22 protein-coding genes and 1 tRNA gene are annotated in these 24,002 nt (G+C 70.2%); 10 read left to right on the top strand and 13 right to left on the bottom strand.

All coding sequences use genetic code 11. The features are described 5' to 3' along the window. Nucleotides 1–98: 98 nt before the first annotated feature. Together ACIPC1_RS20830 and ACIPC1_RS20835 are read left to right on the top strand one after the other, a co-directional pair. Entirely contained in the window at nucleotides 99–815 is a 717-nt protein-coding gene (locus tag ACIPC1_RS20830; protein WP_402518944.1) for an ABC transporter ATP-binding protein, read from the top strand. Further along, nucleotides 812–3,124 carry an FtsX-like permease family protein gene (locus ACIPC1_RS20835; protein ID WP_402518946.1) on the top strand — a complete coding sequence of 771 codons (2,313 nt, stop codon included), beginning with the start codon at nucleotides 812–814 and terminating at the stop codon, nucleotides 3,122–3,124. The genes ACIPC1_RS20830 and ACIPC1_RS20835 overlap by 4 nt, the downstream gene beginning before the upstream one ends. A gap of 51 nt (nucleotides 3,125–3,175) precedes the next feature. Here the strand turns inward: ACIPC1_RS20835 and ACIPC1_RS20840 are convergent, their stop codons facing one another. After that, complete coding sequence (locus ACIPC1_RS20840) at nucleotides 3,176–4,600, bottom strand: ATP-binding protein (RefSeq protein ID WP_402518947.1); 1,425 nt, start codon at nucleotides 4,598–4,600, stop codon at nucleotides 3,176–3,178. Then, nucleotides 4,597–5,295 carry a response regulator transcription factor gene (locus ACIPC1_RS20845; RefSeq protein ID WP_402518948.1) on the bottom strand — a complete coding sequence of 233 codons (699 nt, stop codon included), beginning with the start codon at nucleotides 5,293–5,295 and terminating at the stop codon, nucleotides 4,597–4,599. Before ACIPC1_RS20845 ends, ACIPC1_RS20840 begins: the two co-directional genes overlap by 4 nt. 151 nt (nucleotides 5,296–5,446) lie before the next feature. Here ACIPC1_RS20845 and ACIPC1_RS20850 point away from each other — a divergent pair, with 151 nt between their 5' ends. From ACIPC1_RS20850 to ACIPC1_RS20860, 3 genes are read left to right on the top strand one after another with little or no spacing between them, the layout of a single operon-like run. Next, nucleotides 5,447–6,784: a ferric reductase-like transmembrane domain-containing protein gene (locus ACIPC1_RS20850; RefSeq protein ID WP_402518950.1), complete on the top strand. Its 1,338-nt coding sequence runs from the start codon at nucleotides 5,447–5,449 to the stop codon at nucleotides 6,782–6,784. A 10-nt stretch (nucleotides 6,785–6,794) separates the two neighbouring features. Beyond that, nucleotides 6,795–7,244: an FMN-binding protein gene (locus tag ACIPC1_RS20855; RefSeq protein WP_402518952.1), complete on the top strand. Its 450-nt coding sequence runs from the start codon at nucleotides 6,795–6,797 to the stop codon at nucleotides 7,242–7,244. Between the two features lies 1 nt (nucleotide 7,245). Next, nucleotides 7,246–7,968 carry an FAD:protein FMN transferase gene (locus ACIPC1_RS20860; protein ID WP_402518954.1) on the top strand — a complete coding sequence of 241 codons (723 nt, stop codon included), beginning with the start codon at nucleotides 7,246–7,248 and terminating at the stop codon, nucleotides 7,966–7,968. Between the two features lie 446 nt (nucleotides 7,969–8,414). On the opposite strand, the gene ACIPC1_RS20865 is transcribed toward ACIPC1_RS20860, so the two are convergent. Together ACIPC1_RS20865 and ACIPC1_RS20870 are read right to left on the bottom strand one after the other, a co-directional pair. Further along, on the bottom strand, nucleotides 8,415–9,041 hold the full coding sequence (locus ACIPC1_RS20865) for a GNAT family N-acetyltransferase (protein ID WP_402518956.1): 627 nt from the start codon (nucleotides 9,039–9,041) through the stop codon (nucleotides 8,415–8,417). A gap of 128 nt (nucleotides 9,042–9,169) precedes the next feature. Then, nucleotides 9,170–9,766, bottom strand: a complete 597-nt coding sequence (locus ACIPC1_RS20870) for a GNAT family N-acetyltransferase (RefSeq protein ID WP_402518958.1) — start codon at nucleotides 9,764–9,766, stop codon at nucleotides 9,170–9,172. A gap of 166 nt (nucleotides 9,767–9,932) precedes the next feature. Between ACIPC1_RS20870 and ACIPC1_RS20875 the strand changes: the two genes are divergently transcribed. Next, nucleotides 9,933–10,373: an SRPBCC family protein gene (locus ACIPC1_RS20875; RefSeq protein ID WP_402518960.1), complete on the top strand. Its 441-nt coding sequence runs from the start codon at nucleotides 9,933–9,935 to the stop codon at nucleotides 10,371–10,373. A gap of 158 nt (nucleotides 10,374–10,531) precedes the next feature. Here ACIPC1_RS20875 and ACIPC1_RS20880 read toward each other — a convergent pair. The 3 genes from ACIPC1_RS20880 to ACIPC1_RS20890 all read right to left on the bottom strand — a co-directional run bounded on the left by ACIPC1_RS20880 (nucleotide 10,532) and on the right by ACIPC1_RS20890 (nucleotide 11,469). Beyond that, nucleotides 10,532–10,606, bottom strand: a tRNA-Leu gene (locus ACIPC1_RS20880). A gap of 438 nt (nucleotides 10,607–11,044) precedes the next feature. Continuing rightward, complete coding sequence (locus ACIPC1_RS20885; RefSeq protein ID WP_402518961.1) at nucleotides 11,045–11,266, bottom strand: hypothetical protein; 222 nt, start codon at nucleotides 11,264–11,266, stop codon at nucleotides 11,045–11,047. Further along, on the bottom strand, nucleotides 11,263–11,469 hold the full coding sequence (locus tag ACIPC1_RS20890; RefSeq protein ID WP_402518963.1) for a hypothetical protein: 207 nt from the start codon (nucleotides 11,467–11,469) through the stop codon (nucleotides 11,263–11,265). Before ACIPC1_RS20890 ends, ACIPC1_RS20885 begins: the two co-directional genes overlap by 4 nt. 171 nt (nucleotides 11,470–11,640) lie before the next feature. Here ACIPC1_RS20890 and ACIPC1_RS20895 point away from each other — a divergent pair, with 171 nt between their 5' ends. Further along, a complete protein-coding gene (locus tag ACIPC1_RS20895) occupies nucleotides 11,641–12,393 on the top strand; it encodes a DUF6879 family protein (RefSeq protein WP_402518964.1) in 753 nt (250 codons plus the stop codon). Between the two features lie 17 nt (nucleotides 12,394–12,410). Continuing rightward, entirely contained in the window at nucleotides 12,411–13,262 is an 852-nt protein-coding gene (locus ACIPC1_RS20900) for a helix-turn-helix domain-containing protein (RefSeq protein ID WP_402518965.1), read from the top strand. Nucleotides 13,263–13,547: 285 nt separating this feature from the next. Here the strand turns inward: ACIPC1_RS20900 and ACIPC1_RS20905 are convergent, their stop codons facing one another. Next, on the bottom strand, nucleotides 13,548–14,717 hold the full coding sequence (locus ACIPC1_RS20905) for a glycoside hydrolase family 6 protein (RefSeq protein WP_402518967.1): 1,170 nt from the start codon (nucleotides 14,715–14,717) through the stop codon (nucleotides 13,548–13,550). A 281-nt stretch (nucleotides 14,718–14,998) separates the two neighbouring features. Next, complete coding sequence (locus tag ACIPC1_RS20910) at nucleotides 14,999–15,409, bottom strand: winged helix-turn-helix transcriptional regulator (RefSeq protein WP_402518968.1); 411 nt, start codon at nucleotides 15,407–15,409, stop codon at nucleotides 14,999–15,001. Between the two features lie 100 nt (nucleotides 15,410–15,509). Between ACIPC1_RS20910 and ACIPC1_RS20915 the strand changes: the two genes are divergently transcribed. Further along, nucleotides 15,510–16,367, top strand: coding sequence for an alpha/beta fold hydrolase (locus ACIPC1_RS20915; protein WP_402518970.1), 858 nt, complete (start codon nucleotides 15,510–15,512; stop codon nucleotides 16,365–16,367). A gap of 235 nt (nucleotides 16,368–16,602) precedes the next feature. Here ACIPC1_RS20915 and ACIPC1_RS20920 read toward each other — a convergent pair whose 3' ends face one another. After that, the gene (locus ACIPC1_RS20920; protein WP_402518972.1) at nucleotides 16,603–17,463 is read right to left on the bottom strand and encodes an SDR family oxidoreductase; all 861 of its coding nucleotides are present in this window, start codon (nucleotides 17,461–17,463) and stop codon (nucleotides 16,603–16,605) included. An 89-nt stretch (nucleotides 17,464–17,552) separates the two neighbouring features. Here ACIPC1_RS20920 and ACIPC1_RS20925 point away from each other — a divergent pair, with 89 nt between their 5' ends. Then, a complete protein-coding gene (locus ACIPC1_RS20925) occupies nucleotides 17,553–18,281 on the top strand; it encodes a TetR/AcrR family transcriptional regulator (RefSeq protein WP_402518974.1) in 729 nt (242 codons plus the stop codon). Between the two features lie 430 nt (nucleotides 18,282–18,711). Here the strand turns inward: ACIPC1_RS20925 and ACIPC1_RS20930 are convergent, their stop codons facing one another. The 3 genes from ACIPC1_RS20930 to ACIPC1_RS20940 form a co-directional block, all read right to left on the bottom strand. Next, entirely contained in the window at nucleotides 18,712–19,869 is a 1,158-nt protein-coding gene (locus tag ACIPC1_RS20930; protein WP_402518975.1) for an XdhC family protein, read from the bottom strand. A gap of 50 nt (nucleotides 19,870–19,919) precedes the next feature. Further along, nucleotides 19,920–21,377, bottom strand: a complete 1,458-nt coding sequence (locus ACIPC1_RS20935) for an NCS2 family permease (protein WP_402518976.1) — start codon at nucleotides 21,375–21,377, stop codon at nucleotides 19,920–19,922. A 236-nt stretch (nucleotides 21,378–21,613) separates the two neighbouring features. After that, on the bottom strand, nucleotides 21,614–24,001 hold the full coding sequence (locus ACIPC1_RS20940) for a xanthine dehydrogenase family protein molybdopterin-binding subunit (RefSeq protein WP_402518977.1): 2,388 nt from the start codon (nucleotides 23,999–24,001) through the stop codon (nucleotides 21,614–21,616). Between the last annotated feature and the right edge of the window lies 1 nt (nucleotide 24,002).

Raw genomic sequence — 24,002 nt, forward strand, 5'->3', positions numbered from 1 at the left:
GTGGACGCAGGGCCCTGCATCTCCAGGATGAGGAGCGGGTCGGTTTGCCACCCGGGGAGGGATGTCCTGGGCACGGCGCCCGAATTAGCGTCCTGTACATGGTCACCGAGGGCAGCAACAACAGCAGAGAAGAACCCGTCGTACAACTCGACGGCGTACGCAAGGAGTTCGGCGAGACGACGGCGCTGGACGGCGTGTCGCTGGAGATCCGCGCCGGGGAGGCCGTCGCCGTGATGGGTCCCTCGGGGTGTGGCAAGTCCACCCTGCTCAACATGATCGCCGGTCTTGACCGTCCGACGGGCGGCACGGTCGTGGTGCATGGCGAGAACGTGGGCGGACTGAGTGAGAAGGGACTCGCCCTGTACCGGCGGCGTCGCATCGGCATGATCTTCCAGTTCTTCAACCTGATCGACGACCTGTCGGCGCTGGACAACGTCGCCCTGGCCGCGCAGCTGACCGGCAGTCCCGCCCGGCAGGCCCGTCGCCGCGCGCTCGAGCTCTTCGACGAACTCGGCATCGCGGACCGCAGGAACGCCTATCCCGCGGTGCTCAGCGGCGGCGAACGCCAACGCGTCGCCGTGGCCCGGGCGTTGATGAACCGCCCCGCGCTGCTGCTGGCCGACGAGCCGACCGGCGCCCTGGACAGCCGGGCCGGCGAGCAGGTGATGGACCTGCTGCTCGACCTCAACCAGATCGGCCAGACGCTGATCCTGGTCACGCACGACGAGCAGCTCGCCCGGCGGTGCGCCAGCCGGCTTGTCGAGGTCGCCGACGGCCGGGTGACCGGCGAGCACGCGTTGGAGCCGTCCGCATGAGGGCGGTGTGGCGGGCCGCCCGCGCGGCGGTGCGGCGGCGCAGGCTCCAGACACTCGTCATCGCGCTGGTCACGCTGGCCTCGACCGGGGCGATGGTGATCGCACTCGGCCTGGTCGACGCGGCGTCCGCGCCGTTCGACAAGGCGTTCGCCGCGCAACGCGGCCCGCATGTCGTCGCCGCGTTCGATCCCTCCAAGGTGTCCGACGCGCAGCTGGCGCAGACGGCCCGGCAGCCCGGGGTCGCGGCCGCCGCGGGGCCCTTCGCCCAGGTCACCATCGACCTGCCGATGGATCCCGCCCAATACCCCGTGAACGGCGCGACCACGGTCGTGGGCCGCTCCGACCCGCAAGGCCCGGTGGGCCGGCTGGACCTCTGGGCGGGCCGCTGGGCCACCGGGCCCGGCGAGATCGTCGTGAACCGGTACCCGGGCTGGGGCCCGGACGACCTGGGCAGGAAGGTCCAGGTGTCCTCGGGCCCGGCCCTCACCATCGTCGGGTTCGCCTTCGACCTGAGCCGCACCGCCGACGCCTGGGTCGCCCCCGAACAGATGGCGGCACTGCACCCGACGACCACTCAGATGCTCTTCCGCTTCACGGACGCCTCGTCGCAGAGCCGGATCGACGCGAACCTGGTCTCCGTCACCGAAGGGCTGCCGAAGGACGCGCTGACCTCTCCCCAGTCGTATCTCACCCTCAAGCAGGCGATCGGCAGTTCGGCGCGGGCGTACGCCCCGTACCTGATGGCCTTCGGCATCCTCGGGATCGTGGTGGCGGTGCTCATCGTCGCCAACGTGGTGGGCGGCGCGGTGGTTTCCGGCCTGCGGCACATCGGGATCCTCAAGGCCCTGGGGTTCACGCCGGGACAGGTCGTCGCCGTCTACCTCACGATGACCTCGGTCCCCGCGTTCGCCGGCTGCGTGCTCGGCACCGTTCTCGGCAACGCCCTGGCGCGTCCCTTCTTCGAGTTCGTGTTCACCGGGCCCGAGGCGGGGGTGTTCCACGGCACTGTCGGCATCCCGACCTGGGTGAACGCTCTCGCCCTGCTCGGTATGCCCGGCGTCTGCGTCCTTGCCGCGCTCGCCCCCTCGGCGCGCGCGCACCGGCTGTCCGCGGCGCGGGCGATCAGCGCGGGCAGTGCCCCGCGTGCCGGGCGGGCGCTGGGCATCCAGCGCCGGCTGGCGGGCAGCAGGCTGCCGCGGTCGATGAGCCTGGGCCTTGGGCTGCCGTTCGCCCGGCCGGGCCGGAGCGGCCTCACGCTCGCCGCGGTGGTCCTCGGGGTGACCACCGTGACGTTCGCGACCGGTCTGGCCACGACGATGACCAGGTTCGGGGAGGCGGGACTCGACGCCTACCAGGTCACGGTCTACGCGAGCAGATACCAGCAGGGCACGGAGATCAAGCCGGTGCACAGCGATCTCGAACTCCAGTCGCTGCTGGGCTCGTTGCCCGGCGCGAGCGAGGTCACCGCCCGGGCGGACGCGGACGTGCACATCGCGGGCACCACACAGCAGGTGACGTTCGAGGGCCGCCGCGGGGACCGGCCGCAGTTGGACAACGTGCTCACCGAGGGCCGGTGGATGCAGCGCACGGGCGAGGTCGTGGCCGGTTCGGCCTTCCTGCGAGTGCGGGGCCTGGCCGTCGGCGACCACCTCGAGCTGGCGAAGGGCGACCGCCAGGAGGAGGTGACCATCGTCGGAGAGTTCATGGAGAGCGCCGGGGACAAGATCGCCACCGGCTGGTCGACCATGACGGCCCTGGCCCCCCAGGAGAAGCCCATCGCCTACCACGTCAAGCTCGACGAGGGTACGGATCCGGTCGCCTACGCACGTGCGGCAGGCGCCGCCGACCCCGGGATCAGCCCGACGCCGAAGGGGCCGAACACCATCGTCCAGACCATCATCGGCTCCGCCACGGTCCTCACCCTGATACTCGCCGTGGTCTCCTCGCTCGGCGTCTTCAACACGGTCGTCCTCAACACCCGTGACCGCCGCCGGGATCTGGGCATGCTCAAGTCCATCGGCATGACGCCACGGCAGGTCACCGCGATGATGGTGACCTCGATGGCCGTACTCGGCGCGATCGGCTCGCTGTTCGGCATCCCGCTGGGCATCGCGGGCCACCACCTGGTGGTGCCGCTCATGGCGGACGCGGTGTCCATCTCCCTGCCCTCGTACATGACGGACGTCTGGCAGGCCCCGGCGCTGGCCGGCATGGCCCTGGCGGGCGTCGCGATCGCGGTCCTGGGGGCGTACGTCCCGGCCCGGCGTGCGGCGCGGCTGACGATCGCGGAGGTGCTGCACAGCGAGTGAGGCCACGGACGCCGACGGCTTCCCCTCAGAGAGGGAGCCCGATGGTGGACATCAGAGGGGAAGCCTGATGGTGAACACCGTCGCACCCGGGCGGCTGGTCAGTTCGACCGTGCCGCCGTGGGCTCGCACCAGGGACAGGGCGACCGCCAGGCCCAGTCCACTGCCGCCCCGGTCGCGGGTGCGGGCCTTGTCGACGCGGTAGAAGCGGTCGAAGACTCGTTCCTGGTCGTCGGCGGGAATGCCCGGGCCCGAGTCGGCGACCCGCACCACCGCCGCACCGAAGGAGACGGACACGTCCAGGGACACCTTCGTATCGACCGGGGTGTGCACCGCGGAGTTGGTGAGGAGATTGTCGAGTACCTGCCGGATACGCAGGGGGTCGAGGCGCAGCCGGACCGGCTCGGGCCCTGTTGTCAGGGTCAGTTCGTGCTCGGGGTGGCCGGCGCGGAAGGCGTCGGCCGCCTCGCGTGCCAGCTCCGCCAGGTCGGCGTCCACCAGGCGGAGCGGTGCCTCGACCTCGCCGGCGTCCAGGCGTGCGAGCAACAGCAGGTCGTCCAGGAGTACGCCCATCCTGGCAGCCTCGGCGCGCAGGCGGGCCAGGTGCTTGTCGCGTTCCGCGGGCTCGTTGGCGGCCGCGTACTGGAAGAGGTCCGCGTAGCCGCGTACCGACATCAGGGGGGTGCGCAGCTCGTGCGAGGCGTCGGCGACGAAGCGGCGCAGGCGTTGTTCGGCCTCGGTGCGGACGGCGAGGGAGTCGTCGATGTGCTCCAGCATGGTGTTGAACGCGGTGCGCAGTTCCTCGACCTCGGGGCCGCCGTTGCCGCGGTCGGCGCGGACCGGCAGCCGGGCCGACTCGGTGAAGTCGTGCGAGGTGATGCCGCGGGCCGTGTGCGCCATGTCGCTGAGCGGTTTCAGGCCGCGCCGCAGGGCCGCCCGGCCGATCACGACGAGCGCGAGCAGCGCCAGCAGGAACGCGACGACCTGGACCGTCACCAGCTGCCGCATGGTGTCGTCGATGCCTTTCATGGGCGCCGCGGTGACCAGGACCACGCCGGGTTCGACGGCGCAGGCGCGCAGCTGGTAGGTGCCCTCCCCCTTGATGTCGGCGATACGGACGAGTTCGTCGGAATCCGAGGCGGACAGCGCCTCGGCAGTGGCGGCGAGTGCGGCGTCGTCCGCCGGCGCGTCGGCGGGCAGCCGGATCGTGGCCGTACCGCCCGAGACCTGGTAAGAGGCCGTGTACCAGCCCCAGTACGGCTCGCCGTGCATGTCGTCGTTCGCCTTGACGTCCTCGGTCTGGGTGAGCTGGACGAGCCTCATCTGTTCGCTCAGCTGGCGTTCCAGGTAGTCCCGCATGGACATCGAAAGCGCCGTGCCGACGACGGCGAACGCCACGAGCGACAGCACGCCAAGACCCAGGGCCAGCCGGGTGCCGAGGCGCATCCTGCGGTAGGCCCCCCGGAACCGGCGGATCACTCCGCGACCTGCCGCACCACGTACCCGACGCCCCGCACGGTGTGGAGCAGCGGTTCGCCCGCCTCGTCGAAGCCGTCGAGCTTGCGGCGCAGACGGCTGACGACCAGTTCGACGACATTGGAGCGGCCCCCGAAGCCGTACTCCCATACGTGGTCGAGGATCTGGGCCTTGGTGAGCACGGTGGGCGACTTGCGCATCAGGTAGCGGAGCACCTCGTACTCGGTGGGGGTGAGTGTGAGGAGCTTCTCGTCGCGCCGTACCTCGCGGGTGTCCTCGTCCATCGTCAGGTCGGCCACCCTGAGCACGGACCGCTGGAACCCGGGACCGGCCGCGCGGCGCAGCACGGTCCGCAGCCGCGCCATGAGCTCCTCCACGGCGAACGGCTTGACGAGGTAGTCGTCGCCGCCCCGGGTGAGGCCCGCGACCCGGTCGGCCACGCCGTCCCGCGCGGTCAGGAACACCACGGGCACCATCGTGCCGGTCCGGCGCAGCCGGTCCAGGACGCCGAAGCCGTCGAGGCCGGGGAGCATCAGGTCGAGCACCACGATGTCCGGATGGAACTCGGCGGCGCGGCTCAGCGCCTCTTCGCCCGTGTTGGCGGTGACGGCCTCCCACCCCTCGTAGCGGGCGACCGTCGCGACCAGGTCGGCGATGGGCGGATCGTCGTCCACAACGAGAAGTCGTACTTTTTCCACGTGCCCATAGTGCTTCACCTGTCTCCGGACGCCATACCCGCGGGCTCGCCGGACGCGTATCGGTAAGAAGTTGAAAGTCACCCGACAGGAAAACGACAGCTCCCACCCGGCAGGCTCGGTGTCCCCGGACCCGAACGAGGAGCTCCCGTCCGTGACGACTGTCGAACGTCTCCAACCGCCCCCCACGGCGGTACGCCCGAAGGTGGTGGCCCGCGCGGGCCTGTACGCCCTGCTGGCGGTGAACGTGGGCGTGGTGGCTTTCTTCTTCCTCCAGTCCCCGCGCGACACGAACGCCCTGATCCTTTTGGGGCGGCTGTGCGGGCTGTACGGCGCTCTTCTGATGGCGTTCCAGCTGCTGCTGGTGGCCCGGTTGCCTTGGCTCGACCGGCGGATCGGCATGGACCGGCTGACGTCCTGGCACCGCTGGGTCGGCTTCGGTCTGCTGTGGACGCTGCTCGGACACGCCGTCTTCATCACCTTCGGCTACGCCGAGTCCTCGTCGATGGGTCCGGTGGACCAGCTGGTGAACCTGGCCGAGACCGTCGAGGGCGTGCTGCGGGCGATCGTGGCGCTGGTGCTGATCATGGTGATAGGCGCGGTGTCGGCGAGGTACGCCCGGCGCCGACTGGCGTACGAGACCTGGCACTTCATCCACCTCTACACCTACGTGGCCGTGGTGCTGGCGTTCACGCACCAGGTCGGGGTCGGTACGACGTTCACCACCTCGTCGGCGGCCACGGCGTACTGGTGGGGCATGTGGGGCACGGCGCTCGGTGCGGTGTTCCTGGGCCGGGTGGTGCTCCCGCTCTGGCGGAACCTGCGCCACCAGCTACGGGTCTCCGCGGTCGTCCCCGAGTCCGACAACGTCGTGTCGATCTACATGACGGGGCGTGACCTGGACCAACTGCCCGCGCGGGCAGGCCAGTTCTTCCTGTGGCGGTTCCTGACCAGAGACCGGTGGTGGCAGGCCAACCCGTTCTCGCTGTCCGCCGCCCCGGACGGCCGGACGCTGCGCCTGACCGCGAAGACGGCCGGCGCCGGCACCGCCGCCCTGCGGCACGTGAAGGTCGGCACCCGGGTCTTCGCCGAGGGCCCGTACGGCGCCTTCACCACGATGCACCGGACGCGGCCGGACGCCCTGCTGATCGCCGGCGGTGTGGGCATCACCCCGATGCGGGCGCTCCTTGAGGAACTGGAAGGCCACGTGGTGCTCATCTACCGGGTCGCCAGGGACCGGGACGCCGTCCTCTACGACGAGCTGCGCGACCTCGCCCACGCGAAGGGCGCGGTGCTGCACCTGATCACCGGACCGCCGGTGCCGGACCGGCTCGCGCCGCCTGAGCTCGTCAGGCTCGTGCCCGACCTCGCCGACCGGGACGTCTATGTGTGCGGCCCGCCCGCCATGACCGGCGTAGTCCTGCGCACGCTGCGCGAGTTGGGCGTGCCCGGACCGCAGATCCATTCCGAGCGCTTCAGCCTGGCTGGATGAGGGGAACACCGTGAAGCGAGTACTGCCTGTCGTCGCCCTGTCCGCCTTGGGCCTGATCACGGTGTGGCGTTACCAACCGGGCGCCGACACGACGGCCGACACCACGGTCGCCGCGCCGGCGGCCCCTGCGCCCTCGTCCCCTTCATCCCCTTCACCCCCCTCATCCTCGGGTTCCTCGCCGTCCGCGTCGGCCGCCGCAACTCAGGTCGTCCAGGGCAGCACCGTCGCCACCGAGAAGGGCGACGTGCAGGTCGAGGTGACCTTCGAGGGCGACACGATCGCCTCCGTACGGATGCTGGTGCAGCCGAATCACCCGCAGACCACGGCCGCCGTGCCCGTGCTGATCCAGGAGACCCTTCAGGCGCAGAGCGCGGACATCGACACCGTCTCCGGCGCCACGATCACCAGCGACGGCTACAAGGAGTCCCTCCAGGCCGCCATCGACGCGAAGGTCGCCTGAGGTGCGGCGAGTTGAGCAGGTGATGGGGTTCCCGGTGTCGCTGCGGATCGACGACGGGGACGCCTCCGACGAGGCCGCGGACGCGGTGTTCGGGTGGCTGCGCGAGGTCGACGCGCGGTTCAGCCCGTTCAAGCCCGACAGCGAGGTGTCCCGGCTGGACCGGGGCGAGCTGGAACCCCATGAACTCAGCCCCGATCTGGTCGAGGTCCTCGACCTGTGCGAGGACTACCGGGTCGCGACCCGCGGCGCCTTCCAGGTGCGGCTGCCGGGCCGCGGCCTTGATCCCTGCGCGATGGTGAAGGGCTGGTCGGTGCAGCGGGCCGCGGATCTGCTGACGGCGCGCGGGGCGGCGAGGTTCTGCCTGAACGCCGGTGGCGACGTGGCCTCGGTGGGCGGCCCGTGGCGGGTGGGCGTACGCCACCCCGAGCAGGCCGACCGGCTGTGCCAGGTGCTGGAGATCGCCGACGGCGCGGTGGCGACGTCCGCGCGGTACGAACGCGGGGACCACATCGTCGACGGGCGCACCGGCCGACCGGCGACCGGACTGCTCAGCATGACCGTCGTGGCCGCCTCACTGACCGAAGCCGACGCCACGGCGACCGCCGCGTTCGCGATGGGCCCTGAGGGCATCGAATGGGCTGCCGCGCGGGAGGGCTGCGAGGTGTTCGCGGTCGACGCCGAGCACCGGGTCTTCCGCACGCCGGGGCTGCCGGTCGCTGCCTGACCTTTGGTACGTGTACGAGGGCTCCCCGCGGTGTGCGGGGAGCCCTCGTTGTCGTACGGCGTCGTACGGCTACCGCTTCGCCTGTGCACGGCGGTGGACGAACCAGCCGCCCACCGTGAGCAGCGCGGCCGGTGCCGCCGCACCCGGGACAGTGACGCCGGTGGCGGCGAGGCTGCCGCCGGCCGTGCTCGTGCCGGGGGGTTCGGCCGGTGGTGCTGCCGACCGTGCTGCCCCCGGTGGTACCAAGGCCGTCGTCGGGGTTCTGCCCGGCGAAGGTGACGGGCACCCGGACGCCCTGGGTGCGGTCACCGGAGAGGGTGCGGTCGGCTCGCAGCCGCGCCCCGACTGTCAACGATCGGCATGGAGACGGCAACTCACCCCACGGACAAAGGGAGTTCCGGCGAGCGTCGGGAAGCGCCCCGAGTCGCAGTAGCGTGCCGAAGCGCTCAGAAGTCGACGCGCATGACGACGCGTCGCGGGCTCGGGTGACTGACCTCGGCAAAACCTGCGTCGGCGAACACATCACGGCTGCCTACGTGCAACTCGCCCCAGGTGATCTCCTTTCCGGGCTGGGTGATCATCGTGTAGGCCTCCAGCGCGCGAGCGCCACGGTCACGGGCGAAGCCGACGGTGGCACGGGCGAGCGCGTAGGTGACGCCGCGCCTGCGGTAGCCCTTGCGCGTGACGAGGCAGGTGACGGCCCAGACGGTGTCGTCCCTCTTGTCCTCGTCCCGTCCGGTCCACGGGGTCCGGGTACGCAGCAGACGCGGGTACGCGGTCCGCGGCTCGACCGCACACCAGCCGACCGGCTCGCTGCCCAGGTAGGCGACGAGCCCGCTGGTCGTGCGCGCCTCCGGGTCTCCGCAGGCGGTCTGCTCACGCAGCCGCTCGGCGCGCTCGGCGTCGGAGACCGCGGCCCACTGCGAGTCACGGACCTTGTAGTGCTGGCAGTGGCACTTGGCGGGGTAGTCGGCGGTGCCGAAGATCGCCCGCAGGTCGCCCCAGGACGCCTGGTTGGCGGGGACGATGGTGAGCTGCTCGGGCGCGATGGACTGGGGAGCGGGGGGTTTCACCGCGGCCTCCTGGCTGCTGAAACGGTGGGTACTCCCATGCGGAGTCGGTGGCCCGGTAGTGGACACCCTGGCCGAGCCTGCGGACAAGCCCGTACATGTTCAAGGCGTCGCGGAACGGCGAGAGGGCCTCAGTGGCCTCGGACGGGAACGCGGACGCGGGCGTGCCCGTGCATGTCGTGTCGGCCGTCGTCGTGCACGGCCGCGCTGCGCTTGGTTCCTTCCAGGTCGTATCCGCATGTTGCGGCGACCCGGCACGAGGCCTCGTTGCGCGTCGAGTGGTCCAACTCCAGGCGGAAGAAGCCGATCTGGTGCAGCGCCCAGAAACTGAGCGCCTCAAGTGCCTGCGAGGCCACGCCGGCGCCGCGGGCAGCCGGGAGCACCCAGTACGCGACGCCGGCGATGCCGTCGTCGAAGTCCAGGCCGCGTAGGGCGATCCGACCGAGTACCTGACCGCTGTCGCCGGTGACTGCCCAGTGTCCGCCCTTCTCCCGTATCCAGTCCTGGCGGTACGCGTCGAACCACTCCCGAACCTGACCCTCGGTCGATGGCCGGTTCGTGTGCCACCGGCGGATCTCGTCATCCTCGTAGGCGGACAGGAACACCGGCGCGTCGGCCGATTCCCAGGGCCGCAGGAGCAAGCCCCGCGCGACGGGGAGCACGGGCTGAGGGGAGTCGGCGAGCGAGCCGGAAGCGATAACGGGCGGCGTCGACAGAGCGCGGGTCACGGCCCATGATCACCCCATGTCGACCAGGCACGTCAAGGGCACAGATGCGCCCCATGGGCCCGATCCCCCGTCAGATGTATCCGGCAGTGGACGGTAGAGGGATGGCTCCCCATTTCAGGCGGTTCGGTGACAATGCACCTCACGTTCCGCCGCCTACGATCACCCCGTGGCCCTATTCCTGCTGGAGCGCGTGTCTCCGTATCCCGTCGACCAGAGCTGGCGACGCCTCACCGACTGGCAGCGGCACGCCGATGTGGTCCCGCTGACCCGCGTCACCGTGGTCACGGCGCCGCCGACCCACGAGGGCACCCTGTTCGTGGCGCGGTCGGGGATCGGCCCCGTGGCCTTCGACGACCCGATGGAGGTCGTCACGTGGCAGCCCCCGGGGGACGGCGTTCCGGGCATGTGCCGGCTGGTCAAGCGCGGCTCGTTCGTGACGGGATGGGCCGAGATCGAGGTGCATGCGGAGGACGGCGGGGGTTCGCGGGTGATGTGGCGGGAGGAGATCAGGGTGCGCCTGCTGCCGGGGTTCCTCGACCGGGGGCTGGCGTGGACGGGGCGGTGGATGTTCGGGCGGGCCGCCGAGAGACTGCTGCGGCGGCCCTGACCACGGCGGGCGGCAGGACCCACACCGTGGCCGATCGGCATGTGGGGCTCGACAGTTCACGTTGCGAGATGGCGGCCGTGGTGGTCGACATGGGGTCGGCAGGTTGCCTGGCACCAACTGCATTTTGGGTTCACGAGGCGTCGTCACTCTGTGAGAGGGGCGGGGCGGTCGGATTCGAACCGACGTCCTCCGAGATGCTGTCGCGGCGCACTACCTCTGTGCTACGACCCCGCCTTACTGGGGATCGTATGCCCCAACTCCACTGAGGGAAAAGGGGGGATTCAGACGGCCGATGGTGCCATCAGCGACCGGGGTGCGGCGAGTCCGGCGCTTGCTCCCCAGTCGTGGCACCCAAATCCCTGTTTCGTGCTCTCTTGGCGACAACACGGGTACCGACATGAGGGCTACCGCGCTTCGGGTCAGCAAGTCGCCCCAGCGGGCGGCCCGACTACTTCAGGGGCAATTAACTAGTCGTCGGACTCTGCTCGTCCCCGGACCACGCGCCACAGGGCGCCGCGCCTCGGGGCACACAGCGTCCACGCAGTCCGGGCACGCCGACGCATGCTCGAAGTACTTCTGGTACGCCCCCTGATGCCGGACGAACTGCTCGTTGCCGGTAACGGCCCGCAGGTGGCCACGGCCGCCGCCGCGCCACTGCCACTCAACCCCGCTCACGGCAGCTCTCCCCGGCTCCGGGCGTTGGCCAGAGCAACGCCCGCCGATAGCCTCTCCGCCGCCGTAACCGGCCGTAGGAGGCCGTGCGCGTCCCACTCCCTCCCACCGCCGGGCGGCTTGAGCTGCCAGTGCGGGCCGACGCGGTCCACGACCCGGCCGACCTTGCCCGTCGTCTCGTCCCATACGAGATCACCGATCTCCGGTGTGTATCCGTTCATACGCACCCCCGCTGGATCACGCCGGCCAACCGCAGCACGACATCCACGCGCACCCGGCCGAGGGTGATCAGGTTCAGTGAGGGCGACGCCACATCCGCCCCCAGCGACGGCAGCACGATCCCCGCCGCAGTCAGTGCTTCCCGCAGAGTCTCGACCGCCACTGTGACGTCCGTGGTGTTCGGCTCTTGCTGCGCTGTTGCCATGAATTCAGCCTCGGTGAACTCCAGTTGAGAGGTCCAGCACGTATGCTCAGTTATTCGCGATACGAAGTCAGCTATAGCTGTTTATATCTGCGAAGGCACGGCGTACCTGTACCGCCCGGCCCCGAGCACGGTGATCATGAATGGATCAGTCCCCTCCGAAAGGACCTGATCATGGCCCGACGACTGCGCTTCAACGGCACGGGCAGCGGCGTGAACGGCTGCCCCACCGTGCACGAAGACCTCGACACCGGCGAAGTGATCATCCACGGACCGGCGCTCACCGACCCTGACGACATCGCCCATCTGCGGCACCTCGGGGAGGGCGAAGTACCCATCGTGGTACCGCGCGAACTGCTCGTCGACTTCGGCCCCAAGGAGGTCGCCCGCGTGCCGGACATCATCGGCCTGGATGAGTTCGACCGGCTGTTCACCCAGTTCGAGCACACGGCCTGGAGGCTGGAGACCCGCCGCCGGTACGCGTCCGATGAGGTGACCGACACCTACGCACAGTTCACCCGAGGCGAGCCCGTCAACTGGGAGGGAGTCGACGCCGAATGGTGTGCCGAACGCCGCGAACAGACCACGCTGGGCAAGCGGTTCGAGCGTGTCCGCATCGTCGACAACCCGCCAACCCCTGGGCAGCTCTACCTGCTCGACAACGCCCGGCGGAACGGCGCCGTCGGCGAGGACATCCGAAACCTGTGGCGCGCCGACGCCGAACGACTCCAGCTCCCCGACACGGACTTCTGGATCTTCGACTCGCGCTTGGTGGCCCAGCTCAACTTCGACGACGCCGACAATCTCGTCAGCGTGGAGCTGATCACGGAGCCCGTCGAGGTCAACCGGTACGCCCAGGCGCGCGATGGCGCCTGGCACTACGCCGTCCCGCACGAGGAGTTCGCAGCGGGTCTGGCCGCGAAGTAGGCGGGTGAGCAGAACCGGTGACGACTGACTACCAGCAGGCGCGCGAAGCGCTCGGGGTGCGGCTGCGCGAGTTGCGGCTGTCCGCCCCTGATGGACGGCTCACCGGTTCCGCGCTGGCCCGGCGGCTCGGATGGCCACAACCGAAGGTCAGCAAGCTGGAGAACGGCAAGCAGACCGCCACTCCCGAAGACCTGCAGGCGTGGACTGAGGGGACCGGGCAGCCGGACGTGTACGACGAACTGCTCGCCAGACTCAGGGGGTTCGAGTCGCACATCCGGTCATGGCGACGGCAGCTGGCCTCGGGACACAAGCCGGTACAGGACACGCACCTGGCCGAGCACACGACCGCCAGCGTGTTCCGGGGCTGGGAGCCGTCCATGATCATGGGCATTCTGCAGACCCCGGACTACGCCCGGCACATCTTCACCCGTTACACCGAACTCCAGCAGTCGCCCCATGACACCGAGGAAGCCGTGCGCTCCCGCATCAAGCGCCAAGAGATGCTGTACAACCCCGCGAAGCGTTTCCACATCATCATGTGGGAGGCCGCGCTCCGGGCACTGATCTGCCCGCCGTCCGTCCTGGCAGCGCAGCTCGACCGGCTGTCCGGAGCCGTCGGCCTGGACACCGTCGAGTTGGGGATAATCCCGCTCAGCGCCTCGCTGAGGATTCCGCCCGCCACGGCCTTCTGGATCTACGACGACAGCCGCGTGATCGTCGAGACGTGGCACTCCGAGCTGTGGATCGAGGACGAGGCGAGCGTGAGCACGTACCTCCGTACCTGGAACACGCTGCGGGAGTCCGCGGTGTACGGCGCCGACGCGCACCGGGTCATCAGTTCAGCGCGCCAGGCCCTCGACATCCCCTGACCCGGAGCTGACGCGTCAGCCTGACTGACGGAAGAGAGGCTCAGGTCGGAGCCCACGTCAGAGGCTGACTCACACCGGCTGACACCCTCCAGGAGGAGGTGCCCTCGGCCCTGCCTGAGCTCTGCGCGCACGTCTACGGCTAGGAGATCACGGCCGCGTGCTGGGCGGAGGGTGACTTTGAACAGCACCTGTCGCTCCTGCCGTTTCCCGGCGGGGAGTTGATGGAGTACACTCGCGCGCTTCACTCGCCTGAAGAGCGAACAGGCGAGCCTGCTCGGCCGAACCTCAGCCCAGAATCGGCGGGTCGGCGAACCGCACCAGTTCCAGGGCCTGTTCGGGGAACCAGTCCCCCGCGGCGGGGTCGATCATCCCGCGCTCCGGGTCCTCGGGGCCCGGTGTGCCGCGCAGGCACAGGCCGTCCGACTCGCCCGGGGTTTTGATCCACAGTCGGGCGTCCTGCAAGGGGTCGCCGGTGCGCAGGGTCGGGCGGGCGCCCAGGCCGCGGTTCGGGGGGTTGCACCAGTCCTGGGGGTCGGGGTACTTGCCGGCGGGCGGGGTCCAGGGGCCCTGTCCGTTGCGGCTGGAGTCCGTGACGAAGTGCTTCATCCGGGACGCCGGCACGTGTACATGAGAGTCGAGCCAGGCCTGCGCGTCGGCCCGCGGCCACCACTGGTGGGGGCACGCCGCCACGTCGACGCCTGCGTCGACGTACGCGAGGCACGAGGAAATCAGCTTGCCGTACCAGGAGTTGGCGTCGTCGGTGTTGTAGTTCGAGGCGTTGATGTAGAAGCCGGAGGCGTGCGCGACGCCGCCCTTGATCAGGCGCGGCACGATGGAGTTGACGGTGTGCCAGCCGGGGTGGCCGGTGTCCAGGTACACGCGCGTTCCCGGCAGCGGTTCCAGCACGGACACCGCGTAGTTGACCTCCGTGTACCGGGCCGTGGTCTTCGTGCCCTGCGCGTCATCCTGGCCGCAGTCGGCGGGGAGGAGGGCGAGGGAGTCGGGTTCGAGGGTCACCAAGGCGTCGCGGCTCCCTATACTGTGCGCCACCGCGTCGATCCACGCCTTGTACTCCGCGGTGTTGGAGGCCCCGCCTCCTGAGTAGTTGGAGCAGTCGCGCCCCGGGACGTTGTACAGCGCGAACACCGGGATCGCGCCGTCCCGGTCCGCATCGCGCGTGACCCCGCGGATCAGCCGTTCCACCTGGGCCGGCGTCTGATCTCCGTACCAGACGGCCTGCGGGGTGTTCACCATCGCCACGACGCCCGCGGCGTCGAGGGGTCGGCCCGCGCGGGCCAGGTCCAACGCCTGCCGGTACGCCGCCGGGTTGGCGTCGGGGACGTAGAGGGAGGGGCCGCGGTCGAGGGAGCCCGCGGCCTGCGCTTCGGATGGTGCGAGGGTAAGGGCCGCCAACCCGAGCGACAGGGCGGCAAGCCACGTCGAGGCACGTCTCATCTGGGTCACTCCTGATTCGCAACGGTCGCCAGGGACTTGCGGGAGCGCTCCCACAGGAGAGTCGTCGAGGGACGTGCTCACGTCAATACGCTGCGCAGGAGATTGCCTGGGTGTATTGACCCGCAGGGGTGTTGACGCGGCTGATGGGTGGTCGGCCGTCGAGTGCGGTGTGGCACCGGTGGTAGTTGTAGGTGTGGAGGAAGTCCGCCAGGGCTTCGGTGCGTTCGGCGTTGCTACATCGAGTACCCGAGCCACCAGTGCTGAGCGCGGAACCGGCCTGCCTATCCCTCATCGACCGCCTGGTCGGCGGCTTCGTTGGCGCGGTCGATCTCGGCCATGTGCTCCTCCGCCCAGGTCCGCAGCTCCGCAAGCGCGGCTTCAAGGGACAGGCCGAGTCCGGTGAGTCGGTAGAAGACCCGCGGCGGCACGGTCGGTTCGACCCGGCGCGACACCAGCCCGTCGCGGGTCAGGCTTCGCAGCGTCACGGACAGCATCTTCTGCGAGACGCCGGGCATCCGGCGTCTCAGCTCCGCGAAGCGCACCTCGTCCGGTGCGGCATCGGCGAGCGTCTTGGCGGCCATGGACGTCCACTTCGTACCTATGCGGTCCAGCAACTGCCGCGTCGGGCACTGGGGATCGAACAGATCGCCGCGTACCCCGCGACCGGCGGACCGAGCTCCACGGGTGGTCACCTGTGGCTCACCACCTTTCCTGAAAGTGCCGTCTAGGAAGCGGTCGGACAGTTACCTATCGTTCTGTGGTCACCAATGGTAACCATCAGGAGGAGCCGTCATGCCCGTCACCACCGCACACCAACTACGCCGCGTCGCGACGAACGGCGTCCAGCTCAACGTCGCAATCGCCGGGGACGGACCCGCGGTTCTCCTGCTGCACGGCTTCCCGCACACCTGGCAACTCTGGAGCGGCATCATGGGCCGACTGGCCGAGCAGTACCGGGTCATCGCCCCGGACCTGCGAGGCTTCGGTGCCAGTACACGAGCCGCCGAAGGTTACGACGCAGGCACCCTCGCCGCCGACGCCGAAGGGCTGCTCGACGCACTCGGCGAGCCTTCGGCAGCGGTGGTCGGCATCGACGCGGGCACCGCCCCCGCCGTCCTGCTCGCGCTGCGCCGGCCCGGCCTCGTCCGGCGCCTGGTCGTGATGGAGGCGCTGCTCGGCCGCCTGCCCGGAGCAGAACACGTCCTCTCGGGCGGTGCCCCGTGGTGGTTCGGCTTCCACGCCGTCCCCGGCCTCGCCGAGACCGTCCTGGCCGGCAACGAGGCCCCGTACATCGACTGGTTCCTCGACTCGGGGACGCTCGGGCGAGGAGTACCCGACGACATCCGTGCGGCCTTCATTCACGCGCACACCGGGAGCGAGGCCCTGCGCTGCGCGTTCTCCTCTTACCGGGCCCTGCCCACCAGCGCGCAGCAGATCCAGGACGCCGTCGCGACGGCTCGGCTGACCATGCCCACCATGGCCGTCGGCTCTCACCCCGTCGGCACCGGGCTCGAACGCCAACTCCGTCCCATCGCCGATGACCTGGTCGGACACCACCTCCAGGACTGCGGCCACATCATCCCCCTCGACCGCCCCGACGCGTTGTTCGCGCTCCTTGCTCCCTTCCTCTCCGCCGATCTGCCGAAGTGACCGCAGCGGGGCCGAAGGATCGCGGCCGGCCCTTCGGGCGTTCGTCCCAGCGGTGAGTTGTCCAAGACGCCGGATGCCGGGCACGGGGATGGGGCACGGGAAACCGCTGGGATGGTGCGGAGCCTGGGCTTGTGCCCCGAGGCCGCCGATCTGGGTGATCGACGTCCTCGGGCGACGGAGGACGAGCCCTTGTGGGCGGCGAGTCGGGCCGCGCCGTCTGCGCGCCCCACTGGATCTATTCGGCCCAGGCACGCTCCAGCTGGGTACGGAAAGTGGCGGGCTTTCGCCCGATCAGTTCGGCCAGCGTCGAGTCGACAGCGGTGAACTCGCCATTCCGCGCCGCGGCGAAGATGCTCAGCATCTGGTCGGCGATCGGGGCCGGGGCGCCGTGCGCCAGGACCTCCTTTCGGAAGACGTCGTCGGGGACGACGGTGCGGGTGAAGGGCCGCCCGGTGGCCTCGGACGCGATCTCGGCGACGGTGTCGAAGTCGAGCGCCGCCGGGCCTGTGAGCGGCGGGGTGGGCCCCTCGAAGCGGGCCTCCCCGGCGAGGATCACCGCAGTGGCCTCGGCGAGGTCGTCGTGGCCGGTCCAGGCGAAGGGGCCGTCCGCAGGGAGGGCGATGTCGCCGGTGTGGCGGGTGGGCTCCAGGAACTGCAGGGCGCTGGAGGCGTAGAAGCCGTTGCGCAGCGCGGTCCAGGGCAGGCCGGTGGCGTGCAACAGGTCCTCGGTCTGGGCGTGGTCCCGGCATGCCTGGAAGCGGGCGTCGTGGGCGGCGCCCATCTGGCTGGTGTAGAGGATGCGGCCGACGCCGGCCTGCACGGCGGCGTCGATGGCGGCGCGGTGGCCACTGACGCACTCCTGGCCTGTGCGGTCGAGGGAGACGAGGAGCAGTTGCTCGGCGCCCTCGAAGGAGTGTACGAGCGAGGTGGGGTCGTCGAAGCTGCCCTGCCGGACGCGGACGCCGCGGTCGGCGAGGTCCTGGGCCTTGAGGGGGTCGCGGACGCTGATGCCGACGCGGTCGGCGGGGACGCGCTCCAGGAGGCGCTCGACGGTGCGGCGGCCGAGCTTTCCGTTGGCTCCGGTAACGATGATCATTGAGCTCTCCGTAAACTGTTTCCGATGGAATCACATTTACGGTAACACTGGAAATTCCAATGGAACCAGATCCTCGGTACCATCGGTTCATGGCTACGCGCGACTCAACCGACAGCCCTCGGCGCCGCATCGTCGAGGCCGCCGTCGAGCTGCTGGAGACTGGCGGCCCTGACGCGGTGAGCACCCGCGCGGTCGCAGCCGCGGCCGGAATGCAGCCGCCGGCGATCTATCGCCTCTTCGGCGACAAGGAGGGGCTTCTTGAGGCCGTCGTCGAGCACGGCTACGCGCAGTTCCTGGAGAGAAAGCGCGCGCAGCTCGACCCCGCCCCACACGATCCGGTGGAAGAGCTGCGCCGCGGCTGGGACATGGTGGTCGAGTTCGGGGTCTCCCGCCCCGAGCTGTTCGCGGTGATGAACCGGACCACCGGCCGGGGATCGGACGCGGCACACCGCGCAGGCTTGGAGATCCTCCATGGGCGGGTGCGTCGGCTGGCGGCCGGAGGGTGGTTGCGGGTCGACGAGGAGCTGGCCGCCCAGATCATCCAGGCAACCGGCCAGGGCGCGGTCACCACCTGGCACTCCACCCCTGCGGACCGCCGCAATCCGGCACTGTTGACCGTCCTGCGCGAGTCCATGGTCGCGGCTGTCACTCGCGCCGACCCGGTGGTCCCCGCCTCGGAGTCCGGTCCCACCGCCGCGGCCCGCGCGCTGCGCGCCGCCCTCCCCGACGGTGCCGATGTCCTGAGCGACGCCGAGCAGCGCCTGCTGCGTGAGTGGCTCACGCGCCTGGCGGCGGACGGTGGCGCGCCACATGCCTGATCACGCGTCAGGCGCCCTCGTGCAGGTTGAACCTCCCGAGGAGAGATCGTGCGATGAAGCGGCGTCCACGGGATGGGACAGTGGGCGGCCACGCGACTCCGGCCGGCTTCCCCTTGTCCATAACGTGCCGCCAACCTTGAGCACGTCTCCGCCGCCCACTGTCAACAACGCTCGTGGTCAATACACCTGGGCAGCGGGTGACGTGGGCGGGTACGCCTGAGGGACCCGCCGCGTGCCACGACGGGTCCCTCAGGCGTACGCACTTGCTAGGGGATGTCGCTTGGATCACCTCGGGTCCGCGACGCCCCGCCCGGCACCTCGCCGCGTTGTGGCATCACCCGAGTACGCCCAGACCGCGGGTCATGCTGCGCCCTGCGACGCACCGCACCATGCGCCGCGGCCTGAACCGTGGCGATCCGAACGACACCCCCTAGGCGACCGACCCGATCCGCCCCACCGACGCCGGAGCCGACGCCCCGTCATGATGAATCGGCGTATGCGCCCCGGTCAGCGCCGCCCCACTCCCCCCACGCCGGTTGGCCACGATCTCCGATGCGATGGACAGCGCCGTCTCCTCGGGCGTGCGGGCCCCCAGATCCAGCCCGATCGGCGACCGGAGGCGCGCCAACTCAAGCTCGCTCACGCCGACTTCCCGCAAGCGCTCGTTCCGGTCGAGGTGGGTCCGTCGCGACCCCATCGCCCCCACGTACGCGACCGGCAGCCGCAGCGCGAGCTGGAGCAGCGGGACGTCGAACTTGGCGTCGTGGGTGAGTACGCACAGCACCGTCCGGGAGTCCACCTCCGTACGGGCCAGAAACCTGTGCGGCCAGTCGACGACGATCTCGTCGGCGTCGGGGAAGCGGGCGGCTGTCGCGAAGACCGGGCGGGCGTCGCACACCGTGACGCGGTATCCCAGGAACCTGCCGATGCGTACCAGCGCCGACGCGAAGTCGATCGCGCCGAAGACGATCATGCGGGGCGGCGGGACCGACGACTCGACCAGAACCGTGAGCGGTGCTCCACAACGAGAGCCCTGCTCTCCGATCTCCAGGGTGCCGGTGCGGCCCGCGTCCAGGAAGGCGACCGCGTCGCCCACCACGGTCCGGTCCAGCTCGGGATGGGCGCCGAAGCCCCCCTCGTACGAACCGTCGGGGCGCACGACAACAGCGCGTCCGAGCAGTTCGGCCGGCCCGCTCACGATTCGCGCGACCGCGGCCGCCTCCCCGCCCGCCGCGGCGGCCAGCGCGGCCGCGAGCACCGGCCGGGCGCGGTCGCCGGAGCGGACCGGGGTCACCAGGATGTCGATGATGCCGCCGCACGTCAGCCCCACCGCGAACGCGTCGTCGTCGCTGTAGCCGAAGCGTTCGAGGGCCGACTCCCCGTCCTCCAGCGCCTGTTGGCACAGTTCGTAGACCGCGCCCTCCACGCAGCCGCCGGAGACCGAGCCGATCGCCGTGCCGTCGGAGTCGACGGCGAGCGCCGCTCCGGGCTGACGGGGTGCGCTGCCGCCGACGGCCACCACGGTGGCCACGGCGAAGTCGCGTCCCTGCTCGACCCACCGGTGCAGCTCTTCGGCGATGTCCAGCATCTCTCGGTCTCCTTAACAGCGGTTGCGTGCAGGGGATCTGGTAGCGCGTGTCAGTGCACGCCCATCCAGCTCTCGATCGGGTTGAGGGCGAAGAAGACGACGAAGATCACCGTCAGGCCCCACATGAACGCCCCGATCTCCCGGGCCTTGCCCTGGGCGATCTTGATGGCGACATAGCTGATGACTCCGGCCGCGACGCCCGCGGTGATGGAGTACGTGAACGGCATGATCACGACGGTGAGGAAGACCGGGATCGCGGTGGCGCGGTCGGCCCAGTCGACGTGCCGGGCGTTCATCATCATCATGGCGCCGATGACGACGAGAGCCGCCGCGGCGACCTCACCGGGGACGATCGCGGTGAGCGGCGTGAAGAACAGGCAGGCCGCGAAGAACAGACCGGTGATCACGGAGGACAGGCCCGTACGGGCGCCCTCCCCGACGCCCGTCGCCGACTCGACGAAGACCGTCTGGCCCGAGGCGCCGGCGACCCCGCCGACCGCTCCGCCCGCGCCGTCGATGAACAGCGCCTTGGAAAGACCCGGCATCCGGCCCTGCGCGTCGGCCAGCTTGGCCTCCGTGCCGACGCCGATGATCGTGGCCATCGCGTCGAAGAACCCGGCGAGCACCAGCGTGAAGACGATCATGCCGACCGTCATCGCTCCGACCTCGCCCCAGCCGCCGAACTCGACGTCGCCGAAGAGCGAGAAGTCCGGCATCGAGACGGCACTGCCGTGCAGTTCGGGGGCGCCGCTCGCCCACTGCTTGGGGTCGATGACGTCGAGGGCGTTCAGGACGACGGCCAGGACCGTGCCGGCGACGATGCCGATGAGGATCGCGCCGGGGACGGCGCGGGCCTGGAGCATGAAGATCAGGAGCAGCGTCGCGGCGAAGAGCAGCACGGGCCAGCCGGCGAGTTCGCCGTTCGGGCCGAGGGAGACAGGGGTCGCCTCGCCCTGGTGGACGAAGCCCGCCTTCACCAGGCCGATGAGCGCGACGAACAGGCCGATGCCCATGGTGATCGCGTGCTTCAGCGCCAGCGGGATGGCGTTCATGATCATCTCGCGGAGGCCGGTGACGACCAGGAGCATGATGACGACGCCGTACATCACGCACATGCCCATCGCCTGCGGCCAGGTCATCTGCGGGGCGACCTGCGAGGAGAGCACGCCGGAGACGGAGAGTCCGGCGGCGAGGGCGAGCGGCACCTTGCCGAAGAAGCCCATGAGGAGCGTGCTGAAGGCCGCCGCGAACGCGGTCGCGGTGATCAGCGCCTGCTGGCCGAGGGTGTTCCCGGCGACGTCCTTGCCGGACAGGATCAGCGGGTTGAGCAGCAGGATGTACGCCATCGCCATGAAGGTGGTGGTGCCGCCGCGCACCTCACGCGCGACGGAGCTTCCCCGCTGGGATATGTGGAAGTACCGGTCGAGCCAGGACCGTCCGGCGGGGACGCGGCTACCCGCGCCCGCGTCGTCCGCGACGGTCTTCGGCTCCAGTGACTGCTGGGTCATGTGGGCCTGCTCCCAAGGTTCAAAGGGACACCCGCGCGAGCCGCCCTGACGGCCGCTCAACCACTTCAGTGGCTGCGGGATTTGGGAAAGTACTTCGGCCGCACGACCCGGGGGACGGCCCGAGACGAACGTTTTTCTGACATCTGATGGCGCGTCAAGTTCCGCGAGCGGTGCGGTACTTGAGTACTCCGGGCGGCGCGCCGAAGTGTGACGTTCCGTGCGCCGCCCGGAGAGTGCTAGGCGGTGCCGGTGAGGTGTTCGGGCCGTACCGGCGTCCGGTTGAGCTCCAGTCCCGTCGCGTTCCGGATCGCCGCGAGGACGGCCGGGGTGGACGACAGGGTCGGTGCCTCGCCGATGCCACGGAGCCCGTACGGGGCGTGCTCGTCGGCGAGTTCGAGCACGTCGACCGGGATGGTCGGGGTGTCGAGGATGGTGGGGATCAGGTAGTCCGTGAAGGAGGGGTTGCGCACCTTCGCGGTAACCGGGTCGACGATGATCTCCTCCATGACCGCCACGCCCAGGCCCTGGACGGTGCCGCCCTGGATCTGGCCGATGACGGACAGCGGGTTGAGTGCCTTGCCGACGTCCTGGGCGCAGGCCAGTTCGATGACCTTGACCAGGCCGAGTTCGGTGTCCACCTCGACGACGGCGCGGTGCGCGGCGAAGGTGTACTGGACATGGCCGAAGCCCTGCCCGGTGCGCAGGTCGAAGGCCTCCGTCGGGCGGTGCCGCCACTCGGCCTCGATCTCGACGGCCGAGTCCTCCAGTACGTCCGCCAGGTCGGCGAGGACCTCGCCGCCGTCGGTGACGACCTTGCCGCCCTCCAGCAGCAGTTCGGCGGTGGCCCAGGCCGGGTGGTACGTACCGAACTTGCGGCGGCCGAGCTCCAGGACCTTCTCGCGGACGAGCTCGCAGGAGTTCTTGACGGCGCCACCGGTGACGTACGTCTGGCGGGAGGCCGAGGTCGAACCGGCCGAGCCCACCTGTGTGTCCGCCGGGTGGATCGTCACCTGGGTGACGCCCAGTTCGGTGCGGGCGATCTGCGCGTGGACGGTGACGCCGCCCTGGCCGACCTCCGCCATCGCGGTGTGCACGGTCGCGACGGGCTCGCCGCCGACAACCTCCATACGCACCTTGGCAGTCGAGTAGTCGTCGAAGCCCTCGGAGAAGCCGACGTTCTTGATGCCGACCGCGTAGCCGACGCCGCGTACGACGCCTTCGCCGTGCGTGGTGTTGGAGAGGCCGCCCGGCAACTGCCGTACGTCGGCGGCCTCGCCGGCCGCGAGCCACTGCTGCTCCGGCGGCATCGGCATCGCCTTGACGCGGCGCAGGAGTTCGGCGACCGGCGCCGGGGAGTCGACGGTCTGTCCGGTCGGCAGGAGCGTTCCCTGTTCCATCGCGTTGAGCTGACGGAACGCGACCCGGTCCATGCCCACCTTGTCGGCGAGCCTGTCCATCTGGGCCTCGTAGGCGAAGCAGGCCTGGACGGCGCCGAAGCCGCGCATGGCGCCGCACGGCGGGTTGTTGGTGTAGAGCGCGAGGGCCTCGATGTCGACGTTCTCGATGACGTACGGTCCCGCGCCCAGCGAGGCGGCGTTGCCGACGACCGCCGGGGAGGCGGAGGCGTACGCACCGCCGTCCAGGACGATCCGGGCCTTCAGGTGCGTGAGCTTGCCGTCCTTGGTCGCCCCGTGCTCGTAGTGGAGCTTGGCGGGGTGGCGGTGGACGTGCCCGAAGAAGGACTCGAAGCGGTTGTAGACGATCTTGACCGGTTTGCCGGTGCGCAGGGCGAGCAGGCAGGCGTGGATCTGCATCGACAGGTCCTCGCGGCCGCCGAACGCGCCGCCGACGCCGGACAGCGTCATCCGGACCTTGTCCTCGGGCAGGCCCAGAACCGGGGCGATCTGCTTGAGGTCGGAGTGCAGCCACTGGGTGGCGATGTAGAGGTCCACGCCGCCGTCCTCGGCGGGCACGGCGAGGCCGGACTCGGGGCCGAGGAAGGCCTGGTCCTGCATGCCGAAGGTGTACTCGCCCTCGACGATGAAGTCGGCGCGCTCCCGGGCGGCTTCGACGTCTCCGCGGACGATCGGCTGACGGTGCACGATGTTCGGGTGCGGCACATGGCCGATGTGGTGGTCGTCGCGGCCTTCGTGGACGAGGATCGCGTCCGGCGCGGTCGCGGACGCCTCGTCCGTGATGACCGGCAGTTCGCGGTACTCGACCTTGATCTTGGCGGCGGCGCGGCGCGCGGTCTCCGGGTGGTCGGCGGCGACGATCGCGACCGGCTCGCCGTGGTGGCGGACCTTGCCGTGGGCGAGGACCGGGGTGTCCTGGATCTCCAGGCCGTAGTTCTTCACGGCGGTCGGCAGGTCGTCGTACGTCAGGACGGCGTAGACGCCGGCCTGGGCGAGCGCCTCCGAGGTGTCGATCGACACGATCTCGGCGTGCGCGACCGTGGAGCGCAGGATCTGGCCCCAGAGCATGTCCTCGTGCCACATGTCGGACGAGTACGCGAACTCGCCGGTGACCTTGAGCGTGCCGTCCGGGCGCAGCGTCGACTCGCCGATGCCGCCCTTGGTCTTGGAGCCCTGGGTGATGTTGGTGGGTGTACCGGTCGTTCCCATG

This window comes from Streptomyces sp. NPDC087263, assembly GCF_044744645.1.
Taxonomy (GTDB): domain Bacteria; phylum Actinomycetota; class Actinomycetes; order Streptomycetales; family Streptomycetaceae; genus Streptomyces.

What these genes read in the sequence shown, in the direction of transcription:
- ACIPC1_RS20830 (WP_402518944.1), top strand. Translation starts at nt 99, where the DNA reads ATGGTCACCGAGGGCAGCAACAACAGCAGAGAAGAACCCGTCGTACAA.
- ACIPC1_RS20925 (WP_402518974.1), top strand. Translation starts at nt 17,553, where the DNA reads ATGGCTACGCGCGACTCAACCGACAGCCCTCGGCGCCGCATCGTCGAG.
- ACIPC1_RS20890 (WP_402518963.1), bottom strand. Translation starts at nt 11,469, where the DNA reads ATGGCAACAGCGCAGCAAGAGCCGAACACCACGGACGTCACAGTGGCG.
- ACIPC1_RS20835 (WP_402518946.1), top strand. Translation starts at nt 812, where the DNA reads ATGAGGGCGGTGTGGCGGGCCGCCCGCGCGGCGGTGCGGCGGCGCAGG.
- ACIPC1_RS20935 (WP_402518976.1), bottom strand. Translation starts at nt 21,377, where the DNA reads ATGACCCAGCAGTCACTGGAGCCGAAGACCGTCGCGGACGACGCGGGC.
- ACIPC1_RS20940 (WP_402518977.1), bottom strand. Translation starts at nt 24,001, where the DNA reads ATGGGAACGACCGGTACACCCACCAACATCACCCAGGGCTCCAAGACC.
- ACIPC1_RS20885 (WP_402518961.1), bottom strand. Translation starts at nt 11,266, where the DNA reads ATGAACGGATACACACCGGAGATCGGTGATCTCGTATGGGACGAGACG.
- ACIPC1_RS20905 (WP_402518967.1), bottom strand. Translation starts at nt 14,717, where the DNA reads ATGAGACGTGCCTCGACGTGGCTTGCCGCCCTGTCGCTCGGGTTGGCG.
- ACIPC1_RS20920 (WP_402518972.1), bottom strand. Translation starts at nt 17,463, where the DNA reads ATGATCATCGTTACCGGAGCCAACGGAAAGCTCGGCCGCCGCACCGTC.
- ACIPC1_RS20930 (WP_402518975.1), bottom strand. Translation starts at nt 19,869, where the DNA reads ATGCTGGACATCGCCGAAGAGCTGCACCGGTGGGTCGAGCAGGGACGC.
- ACIPC1_RS20915 (WP_402518970.1), top strand. Translation starts at nt 15,510, where the DNA reads ATGCCCGTCACCACCGCACACCAACTACGCCGCGTCGCGACGAACGGC.
- ACIPC1_RS20895 (WP_402518964.1), top strand. Translation starts at nt 11,641, where the DNA reads ATGGCCCGACGACTGCGCTTCAACGGCACGGGCAGCGGCGTGAACGGC.